The sequence below is a fragment of the Clostridium swellfunianum genome (assembly GCF_023656515.1).
Taxonomy (GTDB): Bacteria; Bacillota; Clostridia; order Clostridiales; family Clostridiaceae; genus Clostridium_AT; species Clostridium_AT swellfunianum.
On the sequence record NZ_JAMOFV010000006.1, the window covers coordinates 589,020 to 614,325 of the forward strand.

The window sequence follows — 25,306 nt, forward strand, 5'->3', positions numbered from 1 at the left end:
ACAGGCAGGTGATAATAAGTGGCGAATTTAGAAGCTCAAAATAGAAAAATTAAAAAAATATTTTATTTTGCCAGTACTCATTGGGATAGAGAATGGTACAGGAGTTTCCAAGGCTTTCGATATCGATTGGTTAAAATTACAAATGGCATAATAGATACACTTCTTAAAGATGAAGAATTTCATTCCTTTATATTTGATGGACAAACCGTGGTTTTAGAGGATTATTGTGAAATAGAACCTGAGAAAAGAGAGGTTGTTAGAAAGCTTGTTAAAGAAGGCAGGCTTAAGGTTGGCCCTTGGTATGTAATGCCTGATGAATTCCTTGTATCAGGGGAAAGTATCATAAGAAACCTTATGCTTGGACATAAGGTTGCCTCAGAGTTTGGTGGCGAGGCTATGAAATATGGCTACATCTGTGATATATTCGGACATATTGCTCAAATGCCCCAAATATTTAACGGCTTTAACATAAAAGGTGCTCTTTTAGGACGCGGTACCAATAACCATACTACAGATATGCATTTTAGGTGGCAGGCTTTAGACGGCAGCGAATGCATAACATTTAAGGTGCCTGAGACTTGCGGTTATGGCAGCTTCTGGCTGGACGTCTGGATTCCGTATATATTAGGTGAGGATTTATCTCTTGATAATCTTGTTTCCAGAGCTATTAAATATGTAGATTCAGAGCTTGAAAGATCAAATGCACCGTTTATTGTACTTATGGATGGCATGGATCATGAAGGAATTCACGAAATGGCTCCATATTTGGTACATAAGCTAGAGGAACACTATAAATGTCCTGTAGTTTTTGAAGCTCTAGATAATATGGTTAAAGAGCTTGAGAAGTCGCTTGATAGCTTAAGCATCCGACAGGGAGAATTAAATGAGACTGCCAAGGATGTAGTTGAGCATAATATGCTTATTACCCATACTTTATCCAGCAGGTATGATCTAAAGAAGGAAAATGATGAAACGCAAATATTACTTGAAAAATGGGCTGAACCATATGCTGTATTAGCTAATTTAAAGGGATATAACCTTCAAAAGACCTATATAGACAGAGCTTATAATTATCTAATTAAAAACCATCCTCATGATTCAATTTGCGGCTGTTCTATAGATGAAGTTCATAGCGACATGCATTATAGGTTTAGACAAGCAAAGTCAATATGTACTGAATTAATAAATGATGCAATGTACAGCGAGTTAAGCAATTCAGCAAGGAAGAACGATTCTGCTGCATATATACTGTCGCTGTTTAACCCTATGCCATATGACAGAGAAGAAGTTGTCATGGCAAAAGTATATTTTAAACAAGAATATAAAGACAAATTTTCAGAGCAGGCTCCTCAAGAACTTAAGAATGCTTTTATCTTATTAGACCATAGCGGAAGAGAAATTCCATATACATTAGTAGATGTATATAGGGGAGAATATGTGAATGTACTTGACTCTAACTACCGTCAAAAGGTGGACAGCCATACTATTACCTTTAGGGCTGAAATGAAAGCCTTCTCAAAGACGGAATATAAGCTTGTTCCAAGTGATAAACCTACCAGATATTTAGGAAGATTATCAACCAGTTATAATACTGCAGAAAATAAGTATATACGTATGAGTATTAATGATAATGGCACTTTGGATATCTTTGATAAAAGAAGTGGCAATACTTATACAGATTTATTGAGTTATATAAGTGATGGTGAGATTGGAGATGGATGGTTCCACATTAATCCTACAGCAAATAGGGCCATAAGCAGCACTGGTTTTCAAACAAGCATAGAGAGAATTTATGATGGACAAGATAGTACTTGCTTCAGGGTGACTACTTATATGAGACTTCCTGAAGGGGTTAATAACAATACTCAGCATTGGCTGAGGTCAGAGGAAACAAAAGAGCTTAAAATCATTACCTATTTAACCTTAACCAGCACAGCAAGATATGTAGATGTAAAAACTCACATTGTAAACAATATTAGAGATCACAGATTAAGGCTCTGTCTGCCTACAAGCATCAATTCTGATACTTATTCCGTAAGCCAGGCTTTTGGTTTTGTAGAAAGAAAAATTGGAATCGACTACAGTACAAGTGATTGGAAGGAACATGAAAAGTACGAAAAGCAATTTGAAAATATAGTTTATAAAAAGAATATTGACGGATGTGGGATAGCTTTTATAAGCGCCTATGGACTTCATGAGTGCGGAGCCTTAGATGATGAGAAGGGCAGTGTAATGATTACTTTATATCGAAGCTTTTCCAAGACCTTTTTAACTAATGGTGAAATTGATGGACAACTATTAAAGCCTCTAGAATTTTCTTACAGAATAATGCCTTTTTCAGAGGGGATTAATGCGGCAGAATTAATAAAAATAAAGGATTCACTTCAGTCTGGCATAAAGTTTGATTCCTTTGCTGCTGAGGAGAATTATGAAATAAAGCAGAGTCAGTCTTATTTTTCACTTGAGGGCTCAGAAGTTATTATGTCTATTTTGAAGTTGCCTGAAGATAGAGAGAAGGATACTGTTGTAGTCAGGTTTGTAAATTACAGCAACAACCCTTCAAGCGCGGTGTTTACTTGTTGGAAGCCGATACTTCAGGCATGGGAAACTAACATGTTGGAGGAAATTATAAATCCTTTACAGGTTGAGGATAGGAAAATTAAAATGAGCTTTAGACCCTGTGAGATAAAGACTGTTAAATTGAAAGTAGAAATATAATATAAAAACAAGAGGTGGAAAATGAAAAAGTTAGTTACAGGTGTTATTTGCGCACTGCTTATTTTTAATGTGAGTGCTCTTAGGATAAATGCTGAGAACGATAAGGGACTAGAAGCTCACTATATATTTAATGAGGAAGATAATAAAACTGTTAAAGATTACTCAAGCAAGGGCAGAAATTTAAAAATTGATGGTACTGCCTCCTATGGAGAGGGTAAGGAAGGTAAGGCTTTTCAGTTTGATGGCAATACAGTGCTCAGGCTTTCAGCCACTAAGGCAATAAGCGGTACTGATATAACTGTTACAGCCTTTATAAACATAAAAGAATTTTATAAAAGTGATAATAAATTTACTAATTTATTTGTCAATGATGGCTTGAGCGCATTGGGAAAGGGAGCTTTTGACTTTTCCTTTGATGCAGAACATAAACTAACATCCTACATGTGCGGAAATTCCTGGACGGAAGGAGATCGTGTTACCGCTTCAAAGTCTCAGGAAAATCTTAATACCTGGATACATATTTCTGTTGTATACAATCATGATTCAGAGAAACAGCTTCTTTATATCAATGGACAAAAAATTTCAGAAAATAACATGGTAAAGGGAATTGGCATACCTATACAGATGGGCTATAAGCCTGGGGCAGGTAATAATGGCGGAGATTTTCTAATTGGTGGGTATGCTGATGGAAAGAAGAAAATAAGAAGCTTTAGCGGACTTATGGATGATGTCCGTATTTATAGCAGAGCCTTAGCTGATGACGAAATAAGTAAGCTTGCAAATGACAGTAAGGCACTAACAGAATATAAAAGCTCTGAAAAACAAGATGGCAGTAAGGCAACCCAGGAGGATGCCAAGCCTCAGCCTAAAGAGAAGGAAGTTGCAGTAAGCAGTGGTACCAAGGGTGCAATGCCATATGTTATTGCAATTATAGTCCTTAGTATTTCACTGTCAGCAATGGTCATTTATATAATAGCTTCAGGAAAAAAGAATAAAAGGGTGATGAAATGAAGAAGTATAAAAGCAGAAAACTTTTTTTTACTATGCTACTAGGGATGATTATTATGAGTACAAATATAAATGCAGCAGCACAGGAAGAAAGCAATAAGAAAATGCCTTATAAGGAGATAGGAAGCTTTTTGTCAGCAGAAAGTTCTTCACCATCATCTGCTTATGATGCAAAAAATGCAGCCAACAATTCGGGAATGAGTGGTACTGATAGTGTTATCCATACTCATACCGCAGAAAATGCTCAGGAAACAATGTGGCTATCGAAGGAAAATGAGCTTGAAAACAGCTTTATCTCCTTCGATTTAGGAAGGGCATTTCAAGTTGGAAAGATATTTGTGTGGAATTATAATTCTGCTGGAAATACAGATAATGGCCTAAGAAAGATTGATGTCTATTACTCCCTTGATGGTGAAAAGTGGAAGTCATTTAAAAATTTCGAATTAAAGAAAAGCAGCGATGAAAATAATATTAAGGCTACAAATCTTAATGATGGAAATTTAATTGACCTAAAGGGTGTAACTGCTCAATACATTAAGTTTGTACCTCAAAAGAAAGATGGAAATTGGGGTGGAAAGGCCTATGGACTTTCCGAGGTAAGATTTTATCAGTACAAGGAAGCAGCAGTAAATGGCTCTTATCTTACAGCTTCAATATATAATCCTGTAAGTTCAAAAGTTACAAAAGAACAACACAGGCTTGTAAATGGAGTGGGGTTATCGAATCCAAGCAGTGCAAAGGCTTTTCATAGCAACAATCCTGAGGATATGTATCTAGCTGATAAAGCTGGCTATATCGTGTTTGACCTTAAGGGGACATACCCTATAGGAGCTATGAATATTTATAATTACAATGAATCTTCTAATACAAAGCAAGGTCTTAAGGATGTAACTATTTCAACAGCTGTTGAGTATGGCAAGTGGGAAAAGCTAACTGATGCCTCACTTAAAGAGGCAGACGGGGCTAGTAAATTAAGTGCCACAGACAGCATTTCTTTTAATAACAAGGAAGCTAGATTTATAAGGCTAGATATAAAGAGCAATTACGGAGGAGATAAATACGGACTATCAGCTGTAAGATTTTATGCAGGAGATGGATATTATTCAGAACCAGCAGACGAATGGACAGGCTTATTTTCAAATTATCAGGGCTGGAGCGGCGCAGATGGTATATTTGCTGCTGCTTTAGATGGAATAGAGACGCAGGGCTTTAGCAAGAGATCAAGCAACAATAAAACTTATTTTAATTTTTCTGATACCTTCATTTCTAAAGTTAACCCTATAACTAGGAAGAGACAAGGTATGCAAATGCTTAATAATACTTCTGCAGTTTTTGAAGGAAATGACCCCTATTATGGTAAGATGACTTTTATTACAGAAGAAAATGGTGTGCCTATCAAACCAAATAGCGAAAGAAGTGGTTACTATTGGCTTGGAGATGTATTTATAAGCAACGGAAAAGCATATACATTTCCATTATATATTGAAAAGACCTCAAGTGGGCTTGGTTTTGAGCAACGAGGAGAAGATTTAGCAAGCTTTGATATAAAAAATGGAAATCTGGATCATTCAACTATAAGGTTACAGAATGATTTGGACAAAAGGTATCTTTCAAACTTTGATGGAGGCTCCATAATATTTGGCAGTGCAGTGCTTGTTAATACAAAGGAAGCAGGAGTTAAGAACCCTGATGGTTATATATATAACTACGGATATATGGATAGTAAGGGGGCAAAAAGACAATTGGTGGTTTCAAGGGTGAAAGCTGATAAAATAGAAGATTTTAAGAGCTATGAATATTACAATGGGCAAGCCTGGGTGAAGGATATTAAAGGTGTAAAGGGGTTAGCAGAGGATGTAGCACCTGAAATGAGTGTTACCCCTATATATACAGGGAAAAACGCTGGAAAGTACCTGCTTGTATATACCCATATGACAACAGGCAACAGAATTGTTGCTAGAATTGGCGACTCACCAGTAGGCCCATTTCATGAATCTCAGGATTTATACTATATAACTCTTGATTCCAAGCTTGGCGCGAATGCCTTCTCTTATAATGCTAAAGGTCATCCTGTATTATCTGAAGAAGGTGAGCTTCTTATATCCTATAATGTAAACTATAATGGTGATTTAGCAGGGCATGTTAATAATGCAGATTGTTATAGGCCAAGTTTTATTCGCTTGGCAATGACGGGGGAAGCAAAAACAGATACATACGATCCAAGTAAGGACAGTGGAGAAAATATGAGCACTAATTCACCACAAGAAAAGGACAAGACTGCAATTGTTTCTAAATCTAGCAAGCACACTGGATTAAAGATGGCTGTTATATTGCTCTCTGCTGCTAACATAGTAGCACTAACATATATTTTAACAAGAAAATCTAAAGGGTAGGAACCTTTAGAGCTATGCGTACTAAAGGTTAGAAGGCAATTAGAGCTTGGATTACAAATGATATTAAACCTAGGAATATAGAATGGGAATTGGAGTAAGAATATTAGAAAATAAAATTCTTACTCCTTTTTCTTTTGCCCTTACTCCTATTTTAGATATTATGCTTCAAGTACAAAATGAATTAATTTACCTTTAAAATCTCCCCATAATCCTTTTATAAGCACACCGCCATTCATTAAGGCAGCGCCGGAATATACTTCGTTTGTTTCTTCATTTCTATAGTAAGCATCCTTTTGCAGTCCCTTTAACCTAATTCTTTTGCTGTGATAGTTTGGCCTGTTTAAAACCTGAACATATGTTACAAGTACTTCGCTTTTATCTTTTGAAACATATGAGATGCAGTCAAACTCTGGGTTTTCAAACAAATTACCTATACGATACAAGTCACCTGTTCGAATTAAATCGTTATACTTATGGTACAATGTTACCTGCTCTGGTATCATAGCTCTATCCTCTTGTGGGATTTTCGTAACATCTAATTCATAGCCAAAGGTTCCTGAAAGCGCAACAAAACCTCTGGTTTCAAAAGGAGTAACTCTACCAACAGTGTGATTTGGAACATCACTTACGTGAGCTCCCATTGCTGATACAGGATATACTAGTGAAGTACCATGTTGAATCTTAAGTCTTTCAACAGCATCTGTATTATCTGAAGTCCAAATTTGAGGACTATAGTAAAGCATGCCTGCATCATACCTGGCACCTCCGCCTGAACAATTTTCAAGAAGCACCTGTGGAAATTCCGTGGTCAGCCTTTCCATAAGCTCATACACACCTAGAACATATCTATGCCAAATTTCTCTTTGCCTGTGTGGTGGAAGTATAGCATTGCCTACATCACTTAATTGGCGGTTCATATCCCATTTTACGTACTCTATATTTGCACTGTTTAAAATCTTTCTTAAACTATCATATATATAATCCCTAACTTCTCTTCTAGAAAAGTCTAACACGTATTGATTTCTAGAAAGAGTTCCAGTTCTGCCTTCAATATGTAAAGCCCAATCAGGATGTGCTCTATATAAATCAGAATCAGGAGAAACCATCTCAGGCTCAAACCAAATTCCAAACTTCATACCAAGTTTATTTACTTCATCTACTAGGTATTTAAGGCCTCCTTTTATCTTCTCTTCATTAACTATCCAATCTCCTAGTGCCATATTATCGCTGCTTCTGTTTCCAAACCATCCGTCATCCATAACAAGCATTTCAATACCGAGTTTTGAAGCTTCTTTTGCTATAGAAATTAACTTTTCCGTATCAAAATCAAAATAAGTTGCTTCCCAATTGTTTATTAAAATAGGTCTCTTTTTATCCTTATATTGTCCACGAATAAGATGATTTCTATAAAGATCATGAAAGGTTCTGGACATTTTTCCTATACCCTCATTTGAATAAACCATAACAACTTCTGGTGCTGTAAATTCCTCATCAGGCTCTAAGTTCCAGGCAAAATCCTCAGGATTAATACCCATTACAACACGAGTAGTATCAAATTGGGTCCCTTCAGCTTGAGCTATAAAATTACCTGAATACACAAAATTAAATCCATATACTTCACCGGCATCTTCAGTTGAAGTTTTATCCATTACTGCCAGGAAGGGATTCATTTGATGACTTGATTCACCTCTGGCAGAGGAAACAGCTTGTTTTCCTAAAGTTATACTTCTTCTGTTTATATGGCGTTCTCTTGCCCAAGAACCGTGAAGAGTAATCATATCCATATCAATTCTATCGAAATCCACACAAGCAGATAAAACCTTTGTTAGTTGTATAGCTTCATTAGAACAATTTTTAACCTGTACACTTCTTGTTATAACATCTAAATTTTCAAAAACAGTGTATATTAGGATGACTTCTAAATTTAAATGCTTATCTAAACAAGTTATCTCCAAAGTTGAGCATTCTTTTTCCTCTCCAAAGGTAGCCGGCAAGCCTTGTAAATTAGGCTTACCGCTGTAAATCTTATGGGTAACATAGTTAATCCCGCAAGCAGTTATACCTGATTTCGTCATAACTTTAAGACAGGACTCTCTAAAATCACCTAATCCGCTTGTAGAATATTCTGTAGGAAAACTATCTAAGAAGGACATTCTATTTCTATTATTTTTTGATGGCACAAAGGGCGATTCCTCGAGACCCATTAAATAATTCACATCATCGTCTGGCAATTTTTGTCCAAAATAAACATGTCCCAAAAATTGTTCTTCATCAACAATAGCAATTATATAGCTTGTATCTTTTGCATCAAGTTTAAAGGAGTTTGATTTTTCATTAAAACATATCCCCATAATTATCACATTCCCTTCTCAACTATTTTCTAGATATTTATTTAGACCTAATACTATATACTGGTATCTACTTTTTCATACCAAGGCAGTCTTTCTATAGGTGCGTCTACAGTTATAGTACAAGGACCTTGTACTACGGTTTTGTCATCACCAATCCATTTACCTCTAGGAAAAACAATGCTTCTACTAGTGGCTCCCTTCTTTAATACAGGTGCTACTAGTATCTTATCTCCAAGCATAAACTGATCTATTATTTTCTCGTAGCCATTTCCAGGGAAAACATATTCCATATGTCTGATTATTGGCTCTCCAGTTTTTGATGCTTCCTTAGCAAGTTCAACAATCCTGTCTGAAAAACGCACATGCAACTTTGCCATTTCAACGCAAATATTAAGCTGTTCTTTATCCAATACCCTCCATGGAGCTGCAGAAAACTGCATCATAGGGAATAAAGCGGCACATTCTACATTACGAATTATTAATTCCTTATCTAAATTATTACTATTTTCAAGGAAGTTAAGGTATTCTCCACCGCCAATCATATCAGGGCAGGTAAATGCATAGCCCATAAGGCCTTGAGCAAGTCCATTGGGTATAAGACTGCCAAGTCCATTGATTAGTTCCCAGCAGTGGCTTTTATCACTAAGCCGTTGTGCTAATGCTTTGCCTCCAAGCTTCCAGCAAGCTCGATATTCATTAAGCTCATAATCTAAACCTATTTTCCCCCAAGCTTCGGAATATTGATTACCGTTAATTGCTTTGCTTAATATAAAGCTGTCACTGAAATGAGCTAAATCACCTGCGTCAAATTTAAAGCCATCTACTCCATAATTAAGCATCAAGCTATTAAGCTGCAGCTTAAACCACTCAAGAGCAGCTTCCCTTGTAAGGTCTAGCATAGCACTGCGGCCATTCCACCATTCTACCATTGCAGCTTTACCAGCTTGATTTTTTACAAGATAGCCAAGTTTATCAATAGTTCTTGCTGTAAGGCTATCTGCGCTAACAAAGTTGCAAATCCAAAGCATTACTTTAAAACCCATTTCATGAAGCTTCGCAATCATAGCCTTAGGCTGGGGGAAGCGACCAGGATGGAAGCTCCAGACCCCATAATCCTCTTGCCAATTGTCATCGATTATAAGTATTCCTGGAGGCATACCGTTATCAATAATTGCTTTGGCATAAGCTAATACTTTTTCCTGTGTTGGTTCGTACATCATCTCAATCCAAGTATTATATTGTGGTGCAGTAAACATTAATTGGTCAGGATACTTTCCATCAGGTGGGAAGTATTTACCTGAGGCATCTAAAAAAGCTCCTCTTAAATTTTCATGACCGCTGCTTACTATGATATCACTACTGTTTGAGGTTATAATAAGTTTATTGTCTATAAAAGAAAAAGAAAAAGGTTCCTCGCACCAAACATATCGACCTTTATTTGATAATAAAATAGGAACACTCTGATTGTATAGCTGTTCCTTAGAAAGGTCCCTTTTAAAGTTTGTTTTCGTATAGGGCATAGAGACTCCATCTTGAACCGTTCCACCCCACCAGTATTCCTGTTCTAGAATATCAATTTCCATATAACTATTCATTTTAACTCATCCTTTTGCTATTTATCTTTAGTCAAACTTTCCACATACAAAATGTGGCTGAATTGTAATATTACTTTAAATTAACTCTATATAAGTACTTATACATGTATTATAATTATCTTAGCATCGGTTTCGGACCATAACAATATCAATATAATGCTGAATGGAGGGTAAAATCTTGCTGCAGTGTGATAGAGAAATGTTTTATAAAAATTTTAGCTATCGGTATATAAAAGGACCTCAATCTCCGCCAGCACAGGTGCATTCTTTAGGTTGGCAAATACAAAATTCAACAGAATATAATTTTGATGGTATGAGAAGACCTGATGAAGCAGGGAATTGCATTTTTCAGTATACACTATCAGGAGCCGGGGTCATTGAATTTGACAATGAGCGTTACATACTTGATGAAGGCTCTGCATTTCTTTCAACTATTCCAAGTAAGCATCGCTATTACATTCCAAAGAATGGGCAAAAGTGGGAGTTTATTTATATTACATTAACAGGAGAATACACTATTTCAGAATGGAGAAAAATACAGGACAATTTTGGAGCAGTTGTTAAGTTTAGCGAGAAGGAAGAGGTAATAAAATATTTATGGCAAATTTATTGGGATGCAGTTAACAATAAAATAACCGATGGCTATCAAACCTCAGGAAAAGCCTATGAATTTATTATGAAGCTATATACAAGTTTGAATGCACAGGCAACAAAGGATATGCCCAATAATAATACCCTTCATGAAGCCATAACCTTTATGAAGGATAATCTTCATAGGGAGCTTTGCCTAGATGATATTGCATTCGAAGTTAATATGTCTAAATTTCACTTTAATCATTTATTTACAAAGGCTATGGGAATATCAGCCTGGAACTATATCACAAAGCTTAGGATTGAGAAGGCTGTAGAATTACTAGTATCTACTAGTTTTACTGTAGAAGAGATAGCAAGTATGGTTGGATATTCCAGCTCAAACTACTTTAACAAGGTTTTTCGCAAATATATGGGTACATCGCCTGGAAGATTAAGAAAAACATACAAGGATGTGAGGGATATTACAGTAAGTTTATAAATTTAATCGAATAGCAGATTAAAAACCAAGTTTTAAGAAAACTACATTAAAATTTCATACAATTAGAGAATTACTAAGAGGTGAGGGTAAACGATGTCAAGAGAAAATATTTCATTAAACAGAGATTGGCTATACATAGACAATTTTAAGGAAGAATATATTGACAGATATTATGATGATTCTAGCTTTACAGCAGTAAATCTTCCGCATGCCAACAAGGAAGTTCCGTACAACTATTTTGATGAGAGATCCTATCAATTTATCTCTTGTTATAGAAAGAAAATTGTAATAGGCAGCGAAAACAAGGATAAGCTTTTATTTATAGATTTTGAAGGTGTCATGACCTATGCAAAAGTGTTCTGTAATGGACAATATGTTGGAGAACACAAAGGCGGCTATACTCCATTTTCTGTTGAAATTACTGAAAAAGTTAACTTTGATGAGGAAAATGTTATAACTGTAATGGTAGATTCTACTGAAAGAGCAGATATTCCGCCTTTTGGATATGTTATAGACTATCTTACCTTTGGAGGCATATACAGGGAAGTAAGCTTAAGGATAGTGGATAAAGTCTATATAAACAATGTATTTGCTAAAACCTTGGATGCTCTTAAGGAAGATAAAAAAGTATTAGCAGAAGTATATGTAAACAACCAAGGTAACTTAAAGGGCGATTTTAATTTGAAAGTTTCGCTTTGTGCTGACAATAAAGTTATAGCAGAAAAGGAAGAAGTACTAGAGCTTAGAGATGGATTAAATAATAAATATGAAATTATGCTTGATAAACTTAAAGCTATTAAGCTTTGGGATATTGATAGTCCAAGCCTTTATGAAGTTAAAATATCCATTGAAGGCTGCGAGGGTTATAAGGACAGCTTTAATGTAAGAGTAGGTTTTAGGGAAGCAGTGGTTACAGAAGAAGGCTTTTATCTTAATGGAAGGATGCTGAAAATCAGAGGACTCAACAGACATCAATCCTACCCATATGTTGGCTATGCTATGCCTAAAAGAGCACAAAGAAAAGATGCTGATATATTAAAATATGAACTTAACATCAATACAGTAAGAACTTCACATTATCCTCAATCGAAACACTTCCTTGACAGATGCGATGAAATTGGACTGCTTGTATTTGAGGAAATACCTGGTTGGCAGCATATAGGAAATGAAGAGTGGAAAGCTGTAGCCTGCGAAAATGTAAGAGAAATGATTACAAGAGATTGGAATCATCCTTCTATATTCCTATGGGGAGTGCGTATTAACGAGTCTCAGGATGATCATGATTTTTATTCAAGAACTAATGCTATTGCTCATGAATTGGACAATACAAGACAAACTGGCGGAGTTAGATATATACTTAACAGCGATTTCTTAGAAGATGTTTATACTAACAATGACTTTATTCATACAGGAAAAGAAATTGTTTTAAGGAATCAAAAAGCTATAACAGGATTAGATAAAAATGTACCTTATCTGGTAACAGAATATTGTGGACATATATATCCAACAAAAAGATTTGACAATGAGGAACGTTTAATAGAGCATGCGCTAAGGCATTTCAGGGTTCAAAACCGAATGGCTTTGGATAAAAATATTTCTGGAGCTATAGGCTGGTGTGCTTTTGACTATAACACCCATTTTGATTTCGGTTCAGGAGACAGAATTTGTTATCACGGTGTTATGGATATGTTTAGAATTCCAAAATTTGCAGCCTTTATGTATAAGAGTCAAGTAAGCCCTGAGAAGGAGCTTGTGCTGGAACCATTAACACTATGGAGTCGTGGTGAGCGTAATGAGGGATTAATTGTACCTCAAGTAGTTTGTACAAACTGTGAGGCTGTGGAGCTTTATGTTGAAGGTAAGCTTTTAGGAAAGTATTATCCTGATAAGGAGAATTTTGCAGGATTAGAATATCCACCGGTGTTTATTCATGAGATTCCTGGAGATTGGGGAGTTTCCTGGGGAGATGCTGAGTTCAAGGGCTATATAAATGGTAAGGAAGCAGTAAGCAAAATATTCTCAAGAAATCCAGTGCCAAAAGCCATTACTGCTGCTGCCGATGACCTAACATTACATTCCGGAGATATGGATTCCACAAGAATAACTTATAAGATTGTTGATCAAGCCGGAAATTTAGTACCCTATATTAACGAAAGCATTGAATTTGAAATATCCGGGCCAGGAGAAATAATAGGTCCTAAGCTTACAGCATTTATTGGAGGCTGCATTGCTGTATGGGTAAGAACTACTGGAGAAAAAGGAAGCATAAAACTAAAGGCGAGAAGCAGCAGGTTTGAGGCAGAGGAAATTATAGTAGAAGTTCTATAGCTAGTATTTGAAATAACTATACAGTAAATGAAGCTAATGCCTACATTTTATTTATGAAAATAAGGAAGGATATTATGGATAAGTTAGAAGAAAGATTAATAAAAGTAGTACCTTCAGCAAGACAACTTAAGTGGCATGAATTAGAATTTTACTCTTTTATTCATTTTGGCATGAACACTTTTTATAATTCAGAATGGGGAAATGGAAAAGAAAATCCAGCTATGTTTAATCCAACGGAACTAGATACGGATCAATGGATTAGTAGTCTTAAAGCAGCAGGTATAAAGGCAGCTATACTAACCTGCAAACATCATGACGGCTTTTGCCTATGGCCAAGTAAATACACAGAGCACAGCGTGAAAAATAGTCCTTATAAGCAAGGTAAAGGCGATATCGTTAAGGAAATGGCTGAGTCTTGTAAAAAGTATGGGCTCAAATTTGGATTTTATCTTTCTCCTTGGGATATGCATGATGAGAGATATGGAGATTCTCCCAAATATAATGAGTATTTTGTTAGCCAGCTTACAGAGCTTCTAACAGGGTATGGAGAAATTTTTAGTGTATGGTTTGATGGTGCCTGCGGTGAAGGCCCAAATGGAAAACGACAAAGCTATGATTGGCAGCGTTATTATAGCGTTATAAGAGAGCTTCAACCAGAGGCTGTCATTGCTATTTCGGGACCAGATGTAAGGTGGTGCGGTAATGAAGCAGGTCATTGCAGAGCATCAGAGTGGAATGTTGTTGCAGAAAAGTTGTCCTTACCGGATTACGTAGCAGAGAATTCGCAAAAGGAGGATGATGCTGAATTTAGAGAGAAAAAATATTCATTTCAGGATGAGGATTTGGGCAGCAGATATGCACTAAAGGATGAAAAAAGCTTGATTTGGTATCCTGCTGAGGTAGACACATCTATAAGACCAGGATGGTTTTATCATGAAGATGAGGACGATAAAGTAAAATCTCTTGAGCATCTCATGAATATATATTATAACTCTGTAGGTGGAAATGCATCGCTGCTTTTAAATATACCTCCGGATAAAAGGGGCTTGATTCATGAAAATGATGTTTTAAGATTAAAAGATATAGGCGAATACATAAAGAAAGCTTTTTCTGATTGTATTACTTCAAAGTCAAGAATTACAGCGTCTTCACAGCATAATGACTTTCCTTTGGAGAATGTAAAGACTGAAGATAGCAGTTTTTATAAAGCTTGTGATGGGCAGGAGAGGGTTACATTGACTTTTGAATTTGAAGCAAAGGAACTAGTCAAGCATGTAGTACTAATGGAAAAGCTAGCATTAAGTCAGAGAATAGAAGCCTTCAATATTATAGCTGAAACTGATTCAGGTCCTAAAATGATATATAAGGGAACTGTAGTAGGGTCAAGAAAGATATGTAAATTCCATGCGGTAGAAACAAAGAAGATAACTCTTAATATAATAGCTTCACGTATCAGCCCGACTCTTAGATATGTAGGAATTTACACTGACTAGAAATGGAGGCTTGTTTTATAATGTTAAGCTCTATGCAAAAATGCCAACGGTATATCCAAAACTAAGAATGGAAAACTTATATACAGATATATCTTATTAGGAGGAACTTTCATGAACAACTTCCTAACGAATAGGCAAATAGCATTCATTCTATACTGTATTATTATTGGCTACGGCATCATAAATATACCTAAAAATGCTGCTGAGATTGCTGGCACAGGCATGTGGGTAACATTAATTATTTTAACTGTTATTTTTATGCTTATAACATATATGATTACTTATCTTCAGTATGTTTATGAGGGTAAAACTATATTCGAATATGGCAAAGACCTTGTTGGCAAACCAATAACTTATTTGTTAACAATCATAATGTTGATTTATTTTTTAGTTCACTTTGCAATGATTATTAGATTCTATGGAGAAATTATTAAGCTGAATTTGCTTTTTAGGACCCCTATTGCTGTTATATGCTTAGTATTTTTTGGAGTAGTATGCTATGCAATGACCAAGGGAATTAAAGTTATAGCAAGGATATGTGAGATATATGGTTTCTTAAATTTAATTGGCTTTATATTTATTAACTCACTTTTAGTTACAAAGGGCAAATTTATAAATATTCAGCCTCTGTTTGTCAAGGAGGAATTAACATCTTATTTAAAGGGATTGCCTAAAATGATACCTACTTTTTTAGGAATGGAGGTGCTGCTTTTTCTTCCAATTAGTAAAGGCAGCAACAAAAAAATATTTAGGTATACAACTTTTATGATAGGGATTATTGGGATTATGTATATTTTTGTAGCTGAGTCTACTGCATCGGTAGTTGGAGTTGAGTATGTTGTATTTTTAAAAGAGTCTCTGTTTTCAGTAGTTAGAGGGGTTGATATATACTACCTTGAGTTTTTAAGAAGATTAGATGGGGTTTATATGATTTTCTGGACAATGAATATAATATGTGCCGTAAGCTTATGGGGGTATGGCATAATGACTTTTACAAGTAAGATAGTGCCAAAAGTTAAGACTAATTATATTGCAGTTGCTGCTGCTATCTTAGCATTTATACTTTCACAACTTCCTAAATCAAAGGAACAAATTGAACTGGCTCTTAAATACAATTCTTATCTAGGAATAGTAATCTGTATTGTGATACCAGGCATATTACTAGCCATTACGAAGGTGAAAAAATATGACAAGAGGATATAAAAAAGCAATATGTATATTTATTTTACCAGCCCTTTTATCAGGCTGCTGGGACTATAATGATGTGAATAAGACTAGCATCACACTATCTATAGGAGTAGATGATGTAAGGGATAATATAGAATTTAGTGGTGAGATTGCTAAGCTAGCCCCTAACTCGTCTGATAAGAAATCAGGAGACAAATCCTCTAATTTTTATAACTACATAGCTTTAGGAAAAACCTTTGAAGCTGCAAGAGCAGATTTTAATGCTAAAGTTTCTGCTGAGGATTTTTCAGGAGCACTAAGGGTTATTGTTTTTAGCAAAGAATATGCCCAAAAGAAAGGTATTGAAGCTTATATAAATCGTATTGCCTCCTCTCCTAAGTTTAGAAGATCTGTTCTTACAGTTATAAGCTCAGAACCACCGCGGGAGGTGTTTTCGGGCAAGGTTGAAAATGCGATAACTGTGGGATACGGAATTGAAGATACTATTAGATATTTAGATAAAAAGGGAGCTGCGTTATATAAAACTATACAGGAAATAAATTCTGATATGTCAGTTGAAGCTATAGGTTATTTGCTGCCATATATAAAGCGTGAAGGAAACACCGTTAAATATTTGGGTATGAGTGCCATGAAGGACGATAAATTAGTAGGAATAATCAATGAGAAAGATAGCAATGGATTTTTATTTGTGTTATCTAATAAGATTAACTACTCCGATACTTTTCCTCATCCTCGTAATGGAGATAATTTAGTTTCTATTATAAATAATTTTAGTAAAAGAAAGATAAAAACTAGTTATAAAGATGGCAATATCAATATTGATATAGATTTAAAGCTGAATTCAAAGATAGAATATGAATATTCTAATAATGATTTAATAACTAAAGATGATATAAGTAAGCTTGAAGAAATAATTTCAAATAGGGTAAAAGAAGATATAATTTCCGCAGTAAAGCGTTCTCAGGAGGAATTCAAATGTGATGTATTTGGTTTTGCTCGGTATTTTAAGGCAGATAATCCTCAGAAATACAAAAATATAAAATGGGAAGAAGAATATTTAAGAGCTACAGTTAATGTTAATGTGAAAGCTACAATTAAGACCACATCAGTATTTGATTTAGAGAAAAAAAGAAGAAGCTGAAGGAAGGATTCTTATGTCAGAGGAAATACATGAAATAAGGAATATAAATGACCTTAAAAATAATATTGCAGGGCTATCTGTAAGAAAACTAGTTGTAAAAGGCAAGAGTATTTATATAATGTATATTCCAGAGCTGACAGACAAGAATACTCTGTCGGAAAATATTATAAAGCCATTACTGCAGTATAATGAAAATCAGATTCTTACAGCTGACTTAATCATGAATTCAATTATTTATATAGATGATGTTTTTGCGGAAGCAGATATAAATAAAATGACAGATTATCTTACAGCTGGAAAATCTCTTATTCTTGTCTGTAGCAGCAATAAATATTTGGTGACTAATACATTTAAGGTTGAGAAACGAGGGATTGAAGGACCTGAGGTTGAGGGCTCCATTAGAGCTCCAAGAGATGCATTCAATGAAAATTTAACCTCAAATCTGTCTTTAATACGTTATAGAATAAAAGATTCTTCTTTAAAAACAGACTATTGCACTGTTGGAGTGCGAACAAAAACCTCTGTTGTATTGGTTTATCTTCAGGATGTTGCTAATCCAAAGCTGGTTGCAGAGATTAAGGACAAATTAGAGGCTATAAAGGTTGATGGCATCTTAGAATCAGGACATATACAAAAATATCTCTTAAGTAGCAGCAGCAATTTGTTTTCACAAATTGGTATAAGTGAAAGATCTGATTCAGCCTGCGCAAATATTTTAGAGGGAAGAGTATGTATTTTAGTGGAGGGCAGTAATTTAGCCCTGATTGCACCTAAAAATTTTATAGCTTTTTTAGATGCAGGAGATGATCATTATGACAATGTTTATTTAGGAAGGTTTATTAAGTTTATTAGATTTTCATCACTAATGATAACGCTAACTCTATCTTCCTTATATATTATTGTTGTTGGTTTCCATCCTGAAATACTTCCGTCGCTATATATTCTAACTATTGCAACTTCAAGAGTAGAAGTACCTGTAAATGCGGCTACAGAAGCTATATTAATGGAATTAGTAATAGAACTTTTAAGGGAGGCAAATGTAAGACTTCCAAAGCAAATAGGTTCCTCAATAAGCATAGTTGGAACGATTGTTATTGGTCAGGCAGCGGTTAGTTCTGGACTAGTTAGTCCCCTTATGGTAATAATTATATCGCTTTCTGCCATGGCCTCCTATGCAGTAGCGGACTACACAGTTATGAATACAATGCGATTGTTAAAGTTCCTGTTGATTTTTCTTTCTTCAACATTGGGCTTATTCGGATTTATTATGGGATTAAGCATAATATTAATAAAAATTACGTCTGTAGAAAACTTTGGAATGCCATTCACTTCACCAGTGGCTCCCTTCAAAATTAAGGATTTGAAAAATTATATTTCTTCAAATATAGTTACAACAAAAGAGAGACCGGACTTATTAAATACAAAGGATAAGAAAAGACAGGAATAACTATGAAAATATATTTGATAACCAGGTAGAAATAAGAGCTTTACTCTAGTTTCTTACCTGGTTGTTTTATTTAATTTAGTACTTGGGTGCAGCAAAATTAAATTATGATATAATAATGTATAAGTTTATCTAAAAATGTACTAAGGCAGGAGATTATGTTGAAATTTTTTAGAAATAAGGTATTCAGAAGAGTATTTATCATATATTCAGCAGTCATTATAACTGCTATGCTAACCCTATCTGTTTTTGTTACTCAGAGCATAAGAAAAACTTTAATAAGAAATCAGCTTTATCTGAATGAAAAGATGGTGGATGATGTTAACCAATATTTTAAAAATCAAAATGATGCTACAAAAAATATTGTGGATAGGCTCTACAGCAATAATGCTGAACTATGGGATATAATAAATTTTTTAAACTATGACTACGAAACATATATAAAACGGCGATTAGATAATTACTATAACTATGAAGGTTATATCTATGGGGGAGTAAATTCCTTTTTAAAAAGCAGCTTTAATTTAAACAAAAATATTGAAAATATTGTTTTTTATAGTACTAAAAGCGATAAATTTGCTATTTTTGATTCCTTAGGAACTATATCCTATGAATATGGTGTAAGTAAAAGTATGCATCCTTACGCAAGTGAGGAAAAGATGACACAAGATTTTATTAGCTTGTTAAAGTCATACGACAAATCTGGCAGTCAGGATTCATACTACTACACATTAAATAAAATAAAAGATCCGAATAAGTTGGATTCCATAGGTCTTGTTATAATAAAATACAGATTAAATTCATTAAAAGATATAATTTCAAAATACGAAGAAGCGGAGAACTATATTGTTGCAGTGAATAAAGATGGAGAGGTTTTATATGATTCTTCAAGCAAATATACGGGCAAGATTTATCCTTATATAAATATGTTAGAAGTATCAGACAAGCCTGTTTATCTTGATAAATATAGTTATGTAGATTTTGCTTCCAGCACTACAGGTATTAGTGTACTAGGAATTTTGCCAGTAGATAATGCACTTAAAAATAACTCATTTATAATTACTACAAGCTACATTCTGGCATTTATATTAATTATTCTCGCAGAGCTGATTGTGTTTTTCAAAATAGAGAAACTGTCTAATAGAGTGTACAACATAATACAGGCAATGAAAGAGGTTCAAAAGGGTAATCTAAAGGTAAAAATAAACACCGGAAATGAAGATGATGAATTTGCTTTGATATCTGATAGCTTCAACAAGATGTGCGAGAAGCTGGATGGATATATCAATAGAGTTTATCTTTCAGAAATAAAGCAAAAGGATGCAGAAATGCTGGCGCTTCAAAGCCAAATAAATCCTCATTTTTTGTACAACACATTAGAAGCTATAAGGATGAAAGCTGTAAGTAATAAGGACAGAGATACTGCTAAGATGCTTTATAATTTATCCGTACTTTATAGAAATATGGTAAAGGGAAAAACTTTTATAGCTATAAGTGAGGAACTGGAGCACTGCAAGTTGTACTTAGAGCTATTTAAATTTAGATATGCAGGAAAATTTGATTATTGCATAGATTTTCAGGAAGAGCTTAAGTCAAAAGAAATAATTAAGCTTACTCTTCAGCCTCTAATAGAAAACTTTATAGTTCATGGAATTGACACAGATAAAGATGATAATTATATTTTAATTACTGGAGAAAAAGATGATAAGGATATAATTATAAATATTGAAGACAATGGGAAAGGTATTGATCCTGAGAAAGCTGAAGAGCTTAATGAGAAAATGCAAAAGCTTGAACATAGTGATTCCATTGGGCTTATTAATGTTCATGAAAGAATAAAGTTAACCTATGGAGAAAACTATGGATTAACAATAAAAAGCAGGAGCCCTCAGGGAACTACTATCAGCATAAGGATTCCAGTAAAGGAGGTTGCAGTAAATGTATAAAGTAATGCTTGTAGACGATGAAATACTAATTTTAGATGGCTTAAAAGAACTTATTGACTGGGAAACTCTTGGACTTGAAATAGTTAATACTTCTCTTAATGGAGAAGAAGCTTTAAAGGAGTTTACTGAGGTTAATCCTGATATTGTAATTACAGACATAAGCATGCCTAAAATGAATGGGTTAATGCTAATAAAAGAAATAAAAGCAATAAGCGATAGGACAAGATTTATAATTCTTAGTGGATATGATGAATTTAATTATGCAAAGGAAGCAATTAGATTAGGCATAGAAAACTATATACTAAAGCCTATTAATGAAGAAGAGCTAGAAGCTACTCTAAAAAATACCATTGAAAAATTAAAGTTAAGTTCAAAATTACCTGTTTTAGAAAAAAAAAAGATTGAAATATTAAAGGAAAATATTTTATATAGGTGGGTAACTAACAATATCAGCTCCTACGAATTGAAGGAGAGAGAGTTTGTTTTAGACATAAAACTTGGACTCAGCTTTTATATGGCAGGTATTATCAACCTTAAAAAGTGCGATAATCATAAGACTTATGAAATTTACCTGGCTATAAAAGACTTAGCTGAAAAAATGTTAGATTGCTCAGTTTTTAGAGATTTAGACAACAATATAGTTATAATTTATGGCAGCAATGACTATGAGACTATAAATAAAGATTTTCAAGATATGATTGAAAGTGTTGAAACAATTTTAGAGGAAAAATATAGCATATTTTATTTCATTACTTTAGGCAGCATTGAAAACGGACATGAGAATGCACATAAGAGCTACCAGACAGCAAGTAAAATACAAGATTATTTATTGATATATGGATACAACAAAATTATTACTTATGATATGTTTAGCAGCATGGAAGGCTTTATAGAAGACTCACAGCTTGATGCCAAAGAGTTCAATAAAGTATTTTTGAGCAAGGATTTAGAAAGCGTTGAGACGTATATAGGTAAAATTTTTGATAATCTTACCACTCAGGCAAGGATAACTCCAGAAGGAATTTATGATATAGCAATAAAAATGATATTTTTGATAACTCAGTTAAGCGATGAACTGAAATTGCCAGGATGGGATAAGAAAGAAAATGTAAAAAGTCTAATTACTGAGGTACTTAGCTTTAAGACTACAGAAGAAATTAAGGAAGTAGTTTTATTAAAGAGCCGAGAGTTTATAAATTTGGTGAATGAGGAACAGAGCAGTATAAGTCCAATAGTTCAGCAGGTTATTTCCCATATAGATAAGCATTATGGTGAAGAACTTTCTCTAAAGACCCTGGCGCAAAAATATAACATAAACCCATCCTATTTAGGTCAAGTATTCAATAAAGAAATTGGTGAGTCTTTTTCAGACTACTTAAATAAAATTAGAAATGAAAAAGCAAAAGAGCTTTTATTAAATACAAACTTAAAGGTTAATGAAATAGCTGTAAAGGTAGGCTATATAGATACCAGCTACTTTTATAGAAAGTTTAGGGATTACTTTGGCATTTCGCCTAACACTATGAGAAGCTCAAAAAATTATAAACTGTAATTTTTACATTAAATCTGAATTTAGTCAGCTTTATGAGGCTTTTCTGACATGGTATAGTTTATCTGTGGATAACGTTTACTAGGGGAGGATGAGCAATGCGTAAATTTATCAAAACCTTTAAGGCTAATAGAGAACTGCTTTTGCTTGCAGCACCAGCTGCCATATGGTTTTTAATTTTCAGCTATCTGCCTATGTTTGGAGTAGTGATAGCTTTTAAAAATCTAAGGATAACAGGAAAAGGTTTTATAAAAAGTCTTATTGATAGCAAATGGGTAGGCTTTAAAAATTTCGAGTTTCTTTTTAAAACTAGCGATGCATGGATAATAACAAGGAACACTATTTTGTATAATTTGGTATTCATAGTGCTTGGAATAGTTATTCCGGTATGCTTGGCTATTATGCTTAATGAGCTTTTAAATAAAAGAATGGCTAAGATATATCAAAGTGCTATGTTTTTGCCATATTTTTTATCTTGGGTTGTAGTTAGTTATTGCTTATTCGCTTTCTTAAGTGTGGATAAGGGATACATCAACAGCTTAATTATTAAATTTGGAGGCAAGCCAATTTCCTGGTATAGTGAACCAAAATACTGGCCTTATATACTTATACTTATGAGTCAATGGAAAGGTATAGGTTATGGAACAGTAGTTTACCTTGCTTCTGTAACTGGCATAGACAAAACATACTACGAAGCGGCAATGATAGATGGTGCAACGAAATGGCAACAAATTAAATGCATAACTCTGCCATTATTAAAACCAGTTATAACTATATTATTTATATTATCTATAGGTAAAATCTTTAATGCGGATTTTGGATTATTCTATCAGCTTCCTAGAAATTCAGGACCTCTTTATCCTGTAACAAATGTAATTGATACCTATGTATATAGAGGGTTAATGTCACTAGGTGAAATGGGTATGAGTTCAGCTGCAGCGCTTTATCAATCCTTTGTGGGACTTATATTGATTTTGCTTTCTAACTATATAGTTAAGAAAATTGATAGTGAAAATTCTTTGTTTTAGGTGAGGGGGGAAAAGTATGTTATTTAAGAAAAAAGATAGTGTAGATTTTAATGAAAACAACAGATTTGGATCCATATCTAAGAAGTCAAATATAGCAGCAAATATTTTTCTGTCCGTCCTTGGTTTGTTTAGTGTCTTACCGTTTATCTTCGTAGTAATCATATCATTTACAAGCGAAGAAGCTTTGAGAAAAAACGGATATAGCTTTTTTCCAAAAGAAACTAGCCTTGAGGCATACAAGTATGTAATTGGTTCTACCAGCCAGCTGGTTAAATCCTATGGAGTTACTATTTTAGTAACAGTACTTGGTACAATTATAGGATTGCTGTTGATATCAACTTATGCTTATGCAATATCAAGAAGCAGCTTTGCATATAAAAAGTTCTTTACAATGCTGTCCTTTTTACCAATGCTGTTTGGAGGCGGTATGGTATCCTTTTATCTAGTGGTTACTAGAGTTTTACAGCTTAAGAACAGTATTTGGGCATTAGTACTTCCTATGTGTGTAAGCTCCTGGTACATAATTGTGCTTAGGACCTTCTTTAAAACTTCGGTACCGGATGCAGTAATAGAGTCAGGCAAAATAGATGGAGCCAGCGAGCTAAGAATTTTCTTTCAAATAGTTTTGCCGGTATCCTTGCCAGGCATGGCTACTATAGCTTTGTTTTTGACCTTAGGTTATTGGAATGATTGGTTTAATGCAATGTTATTTATAGACAAACCTACTTTAGTGCCTCTGCAATACATGCTTATGAGAATAGAAAACAGTATAGAATTTTTGACACAAAATGCTACTAAGCTCGGAGCTACGCAGGTTGCAGCAGCTGCAAATCTTCCAAAGGAAACTGCAAAGATGGCTATGGTTGTTCTAGCTACAGCACCTATAATTTTTGCATATCCATTTTTCCAGAAGTATTTTGTAAATGGGTTAACAATAGGAGCTGTTAAAGAATAGTACGGAGTTTTAAAAGTTGATTTTAATAAGGTTAGGAGAAGAAAAATGAAGAAAAAAACTATTATAGGACCAGCACTTCCTAATATTCCATGGGAAGAAAGACCAGAGGGATGTAATGATGCCGTTTGGCGTTATTCTAATAATCCAATTATTCCAAGAAATTTGCTTCCTTTTTCTAACAGCATATTTAACAGCGCTGTAGTGCCTTATGAAGGCAAGTTTGCTGGAGTATTTAGATGTGATGATAAAAGACGTGAAATGAGAATTCATTCTGGCTTTAGTGAAGACGGATTAAAGTGGAATATAGATGTTAATCCAATAAAATTCCAATGTGAAGATAAGGAAATAGGGCAGTTTGAATATGCCTACGATCCTAGAGTTTGCTTTATAGAAGATAGATACTATGTTACCTGGTGCAATGGATATCACGGACCAACTATAGGGGTAGCCTATACTCATGATTTTAAAGAATTTCATCAGCTTGAAAATGCATTTTTGCCTTATAACAGAAATGGAGTTATGTTCCCAAGAAAGATAAACGGCAATTATGCAATGCTGAGCAGACCTAGTGATACCGGACATACCTCTTTTGGAGATATATTTTATAGCGAGAGTCCTGATTTAGTTTTCTGGGGTAAGCATCGTCATGTTATGGCACCAAGAGGCTGGTGGCAGAGCACTAAAATAGGTGCTGGACCAACGCCTATAGAAACTACTGAAGGATGGCTTGTATTCTATCACGGTGTTTTAACCTCCTGTAATGGATACGTATATCATTTTGGAGCTGCACTATTGGATTTGGAGCAGCCTTGGAAGGTTTTATATAGAACTGAGCCATATTTAATGTCCCCTCAAACACTATATGAGTGTGTTGGAGACGTACCAAACGTAGTGTTTCCTTGTGCAGCTTTAGCTGACAGTGAAACAGGAAGAATAGCTATATACTATGGGGCTGCAGATACCGTAACAGGCATTGCCTTTACTCAAGTTGATGAGCTTATAGAATATATTAAAAACAATTCAAAATTATAGTCCTAATAAAAGTGTCCTATTAGATTAAGGTTTAATAGGACACTTTTTAGCTGATGAAAATGATT

The 25,306-nt window shown here is 34.5% G+C and carries 16 protein-coding genes; 14 read left to right on the forward strand and 2 right to left on the reverse strand.

The window, feature by feature from the left end; all coding sequences use genetic code 11:
- Positions 1 to 18: 18 nt before the first annotated feature.
- Genes NBE98_RS02855 through NBE98_RS02865 form a run of 3 tightly spaced genes read left to right on the forward strand, consistent with a single transcriptional unit; the run spans position 19 to position 6,119 of the window.
- Positions 19 to 2,718: a glycoside hydrolase family 38 N-terminal domain-containing protein gene (locus NBE98_RS02855; RefSeq protein WP_250812382.1), complete on the forward strand. Its 2,700-nt coding sequence runs from the start codon at positions 19 to 21 to the stop codon at positions 2,716 to 2,718.
- 21 nt (positions 2,719 to 2,739) lie between these two features.
- Positions 2,740 to 3,729 carry a LamG domain-containing protein gene (locus NBE98_RS02860; protein ID WP_250812383.1) on the forward strand — a complete coding sequence of 330 codons (990 nt, stop codon included), beginning with the start codon at positions 2,740 to 2,742 and terminating at the stop codon, positions 3,727 to 3,729.
- A 53-nt stretch (positions 3,730 to 3,782) separates the two neighbouring features.
- Positions 3,783 to 6,119: a DUF5005 domain-containing protein gene (locus NBE98_RS02865; protein WP_250812384.1), complete on the forward strand. Its 2,337-nt coding sequence runs from the start codon at positions 3,783 to 3,785 to the stop codon at positions 6,117 to 6,119.
- A gap of 158 nt (positions 6,120 to 6,277) precedes the next feature.
- On the opposite strand, the gene NBE98_RS02870 is transcribed toward NBE98_RS02865, so the two are convergent.
- Together NBE98_RS02870 and NBE98_RS02875 are read right to left on the reverse strand one after the other, a co-directional pair.
- The gene (locus tag NBE98_RS02870; RefSeq protein ID WP_250812386.1) at positions 6,278 to 8,470 is read right to left on the reverse strand and encodes an alpha-galactosidase; all 2,193 of its coding nucleotides are present in this window, start codon (positions 8,468 to 8,470) and stop codon (positions 6,278 to 6,280) included.
- Positions 8,471 to 8,523: 53 nt separating this feature from the next.
- The gene (locus tag NBE98_RS02875; protein ID WP_250812387.1) at positions 8,524 to 10,065 is read right to left on the reverse strand and encodes a glycoside hydrolase family 31 protein; all 1,542 of its coding nucleotides are present in this window, start codon (positions 10,063 to 10,065) and stop codon (positions 8,524 to 8,526) included.
- 178 nt (positions 10,066 to 10,243) lie between these two features.
- Here NBE98_RS02875 and NBE98_RS02880 point away from each other — a divergent pair, with 178 nt between their 5' ends.
- From NBE98_RS02880 to NBE98_RS02930, 11 genes are all read left to right on the forward strand, one after another.
- Positions 10,244 to 11,137 carry an AraC family transcriptional regulator gene (locus NBE98_RS02880; protein WP_250812388.1) on the forward strand — a complete coding sequence of 298 codons (894 nt, stop codon included), beginning with the start codon at positions 10,244 to 10,246 and terminating at the stop codon, positions 11,135 to 11,137.
- A 93-nt stretch (positions 11,138 to 11,230) separates the two neighbouring features.
- The gene (locus tag NBE98_RS02885; protein WP_250812390.1) at positions 11,231 to 13,465 is read left to right on the forward strand and encodes a glycoside hydrolase family 2 TIM barrel-domain containing protein; all 2,235 of its coding nucleotides are present in this window, start codon (positions 11,231 to 11,233) and stop codon (positions 13,463 to 13,465) included.
- A gap of 74 nt (positions 13,466 to 13,539) precedes the next feature.
- Positions 13,540 to 14,958 (forward strand): alpha-L-fucosidase, encoded by a 1,419-nt coding sequence (locus NBE98_RS02890; protein ID WP_250812393.1) that lies wholly within the window; start codon positions 13,540 to 13,542, stop codon positions 14,956 to 14,958.
- Positions 14,959 to 15,069: 111 nt separating this feature from the next.
- The gene (locus NBE98_RS02895) at positions 15,070 to 16,161 is read left to right on the forward strand and encodes a GerAB/ArcD/ProY family transporter (protein ID WP_250812395.1); all 1,092 of its coding nucleotides are present in this window, start codon (positions 15,070 to 15,072) and stop codon (positions 16,159 to 16,161) included.
- On the forward strand, positions 16,145 to 17,287 hold the full coding sequence (locus tag NBE98_RS02900) for a Ger(x)C family spore germination protein (RefSeq protein ID WP_250812397.1): 1,143 nt from the start codon (positions 16,145 to 16,147) through the stop codon (positions 17,285 to 17,287). Before NBE98_RS02895 ends, NBE98_RS02900 begins: the two co-directional genes overlap by 17 nt.
- 13 nt (positions 17,288 to 17,300) lie before the next feature.
- Positions 17,301 to 18,734, forward strand: a complete 1,434-nt coding sequence (locus NBE98_RS02905) for a spore germination protein (protein ID WP_250812400.1) — start codon at positions 17,301 to 17,303, stop codon at positions 18,732 to 18,734.
- A 155-nt stretch (positions 18,735 to 18,889) separates the two neighbouring features.
- Positions 18,890 to 20,677, forward strand: coding sequence for a sensor histidine kinase (locus NBE98_RS02910; protein ID WP_250812401.1), 1,788 nt, complete (start codon positions 18,890 to 18,892; stop codon positions 20,675 to 20,677).
- The gene (locus tag NBE98_RS02915) at positions 20,670 to 22,229 is read left to right on the forward strand and encodes a response regulator transcription factor (RefSeq protein ID WP_250812402.1); all 1,560 of its coding nucleotides are present in this window, start codon (positions 20,670 to 20,672) and stop codon (positions 22,227 to 22,229) included. Before NBE98_RS02910 ends, NBE98_RS02915 begins: the two co-directional genes overlap by 8 nt.
- A 95-nt stretch (positions 22,230 to 22,324) precedes the next feature.
- The gene (locus NBE98_RS02920) at positions 22,325 to 23,254 is read left to right on the forward strand and encodes an ABC transporter permease (RefSeq protein ID WP_250812403.1); all 930 of its coding nucleotides are present in this window, start codon (positions 22,325 to 22,327) and stop codon (positions 23,252 to 23,254) included.
- Positions 23,255 to 23,270: 16 nt separating this feature from the next.
- Positions 23,271 to 24,209, forward strand: coding sequence for a carbohydrate ABC transporter permease (locus tag NBE98_RS02925; RefSeq protein WP_250812405.1), 939 nt, complete (start codon positions 23,271 to 23,273; stop codon positions 24,207 to 24,209).
- Between the two features lie 45 nt (positions 24,210 to 24,254).
- Positions 24,255 to 25,241, forward strand: a complete 987-nt coding sequence (locus NBE98_RS02930; protein WP_250812406.1) for a glycoside hydrolase family 130 protein — start codon at positions 24,255 to 24,257, stop codon at positions 25,239 to 25,241.
- The last annotated feature ends 65 nt before the right edge of the window (positions 25,242 to 25,306 follow it).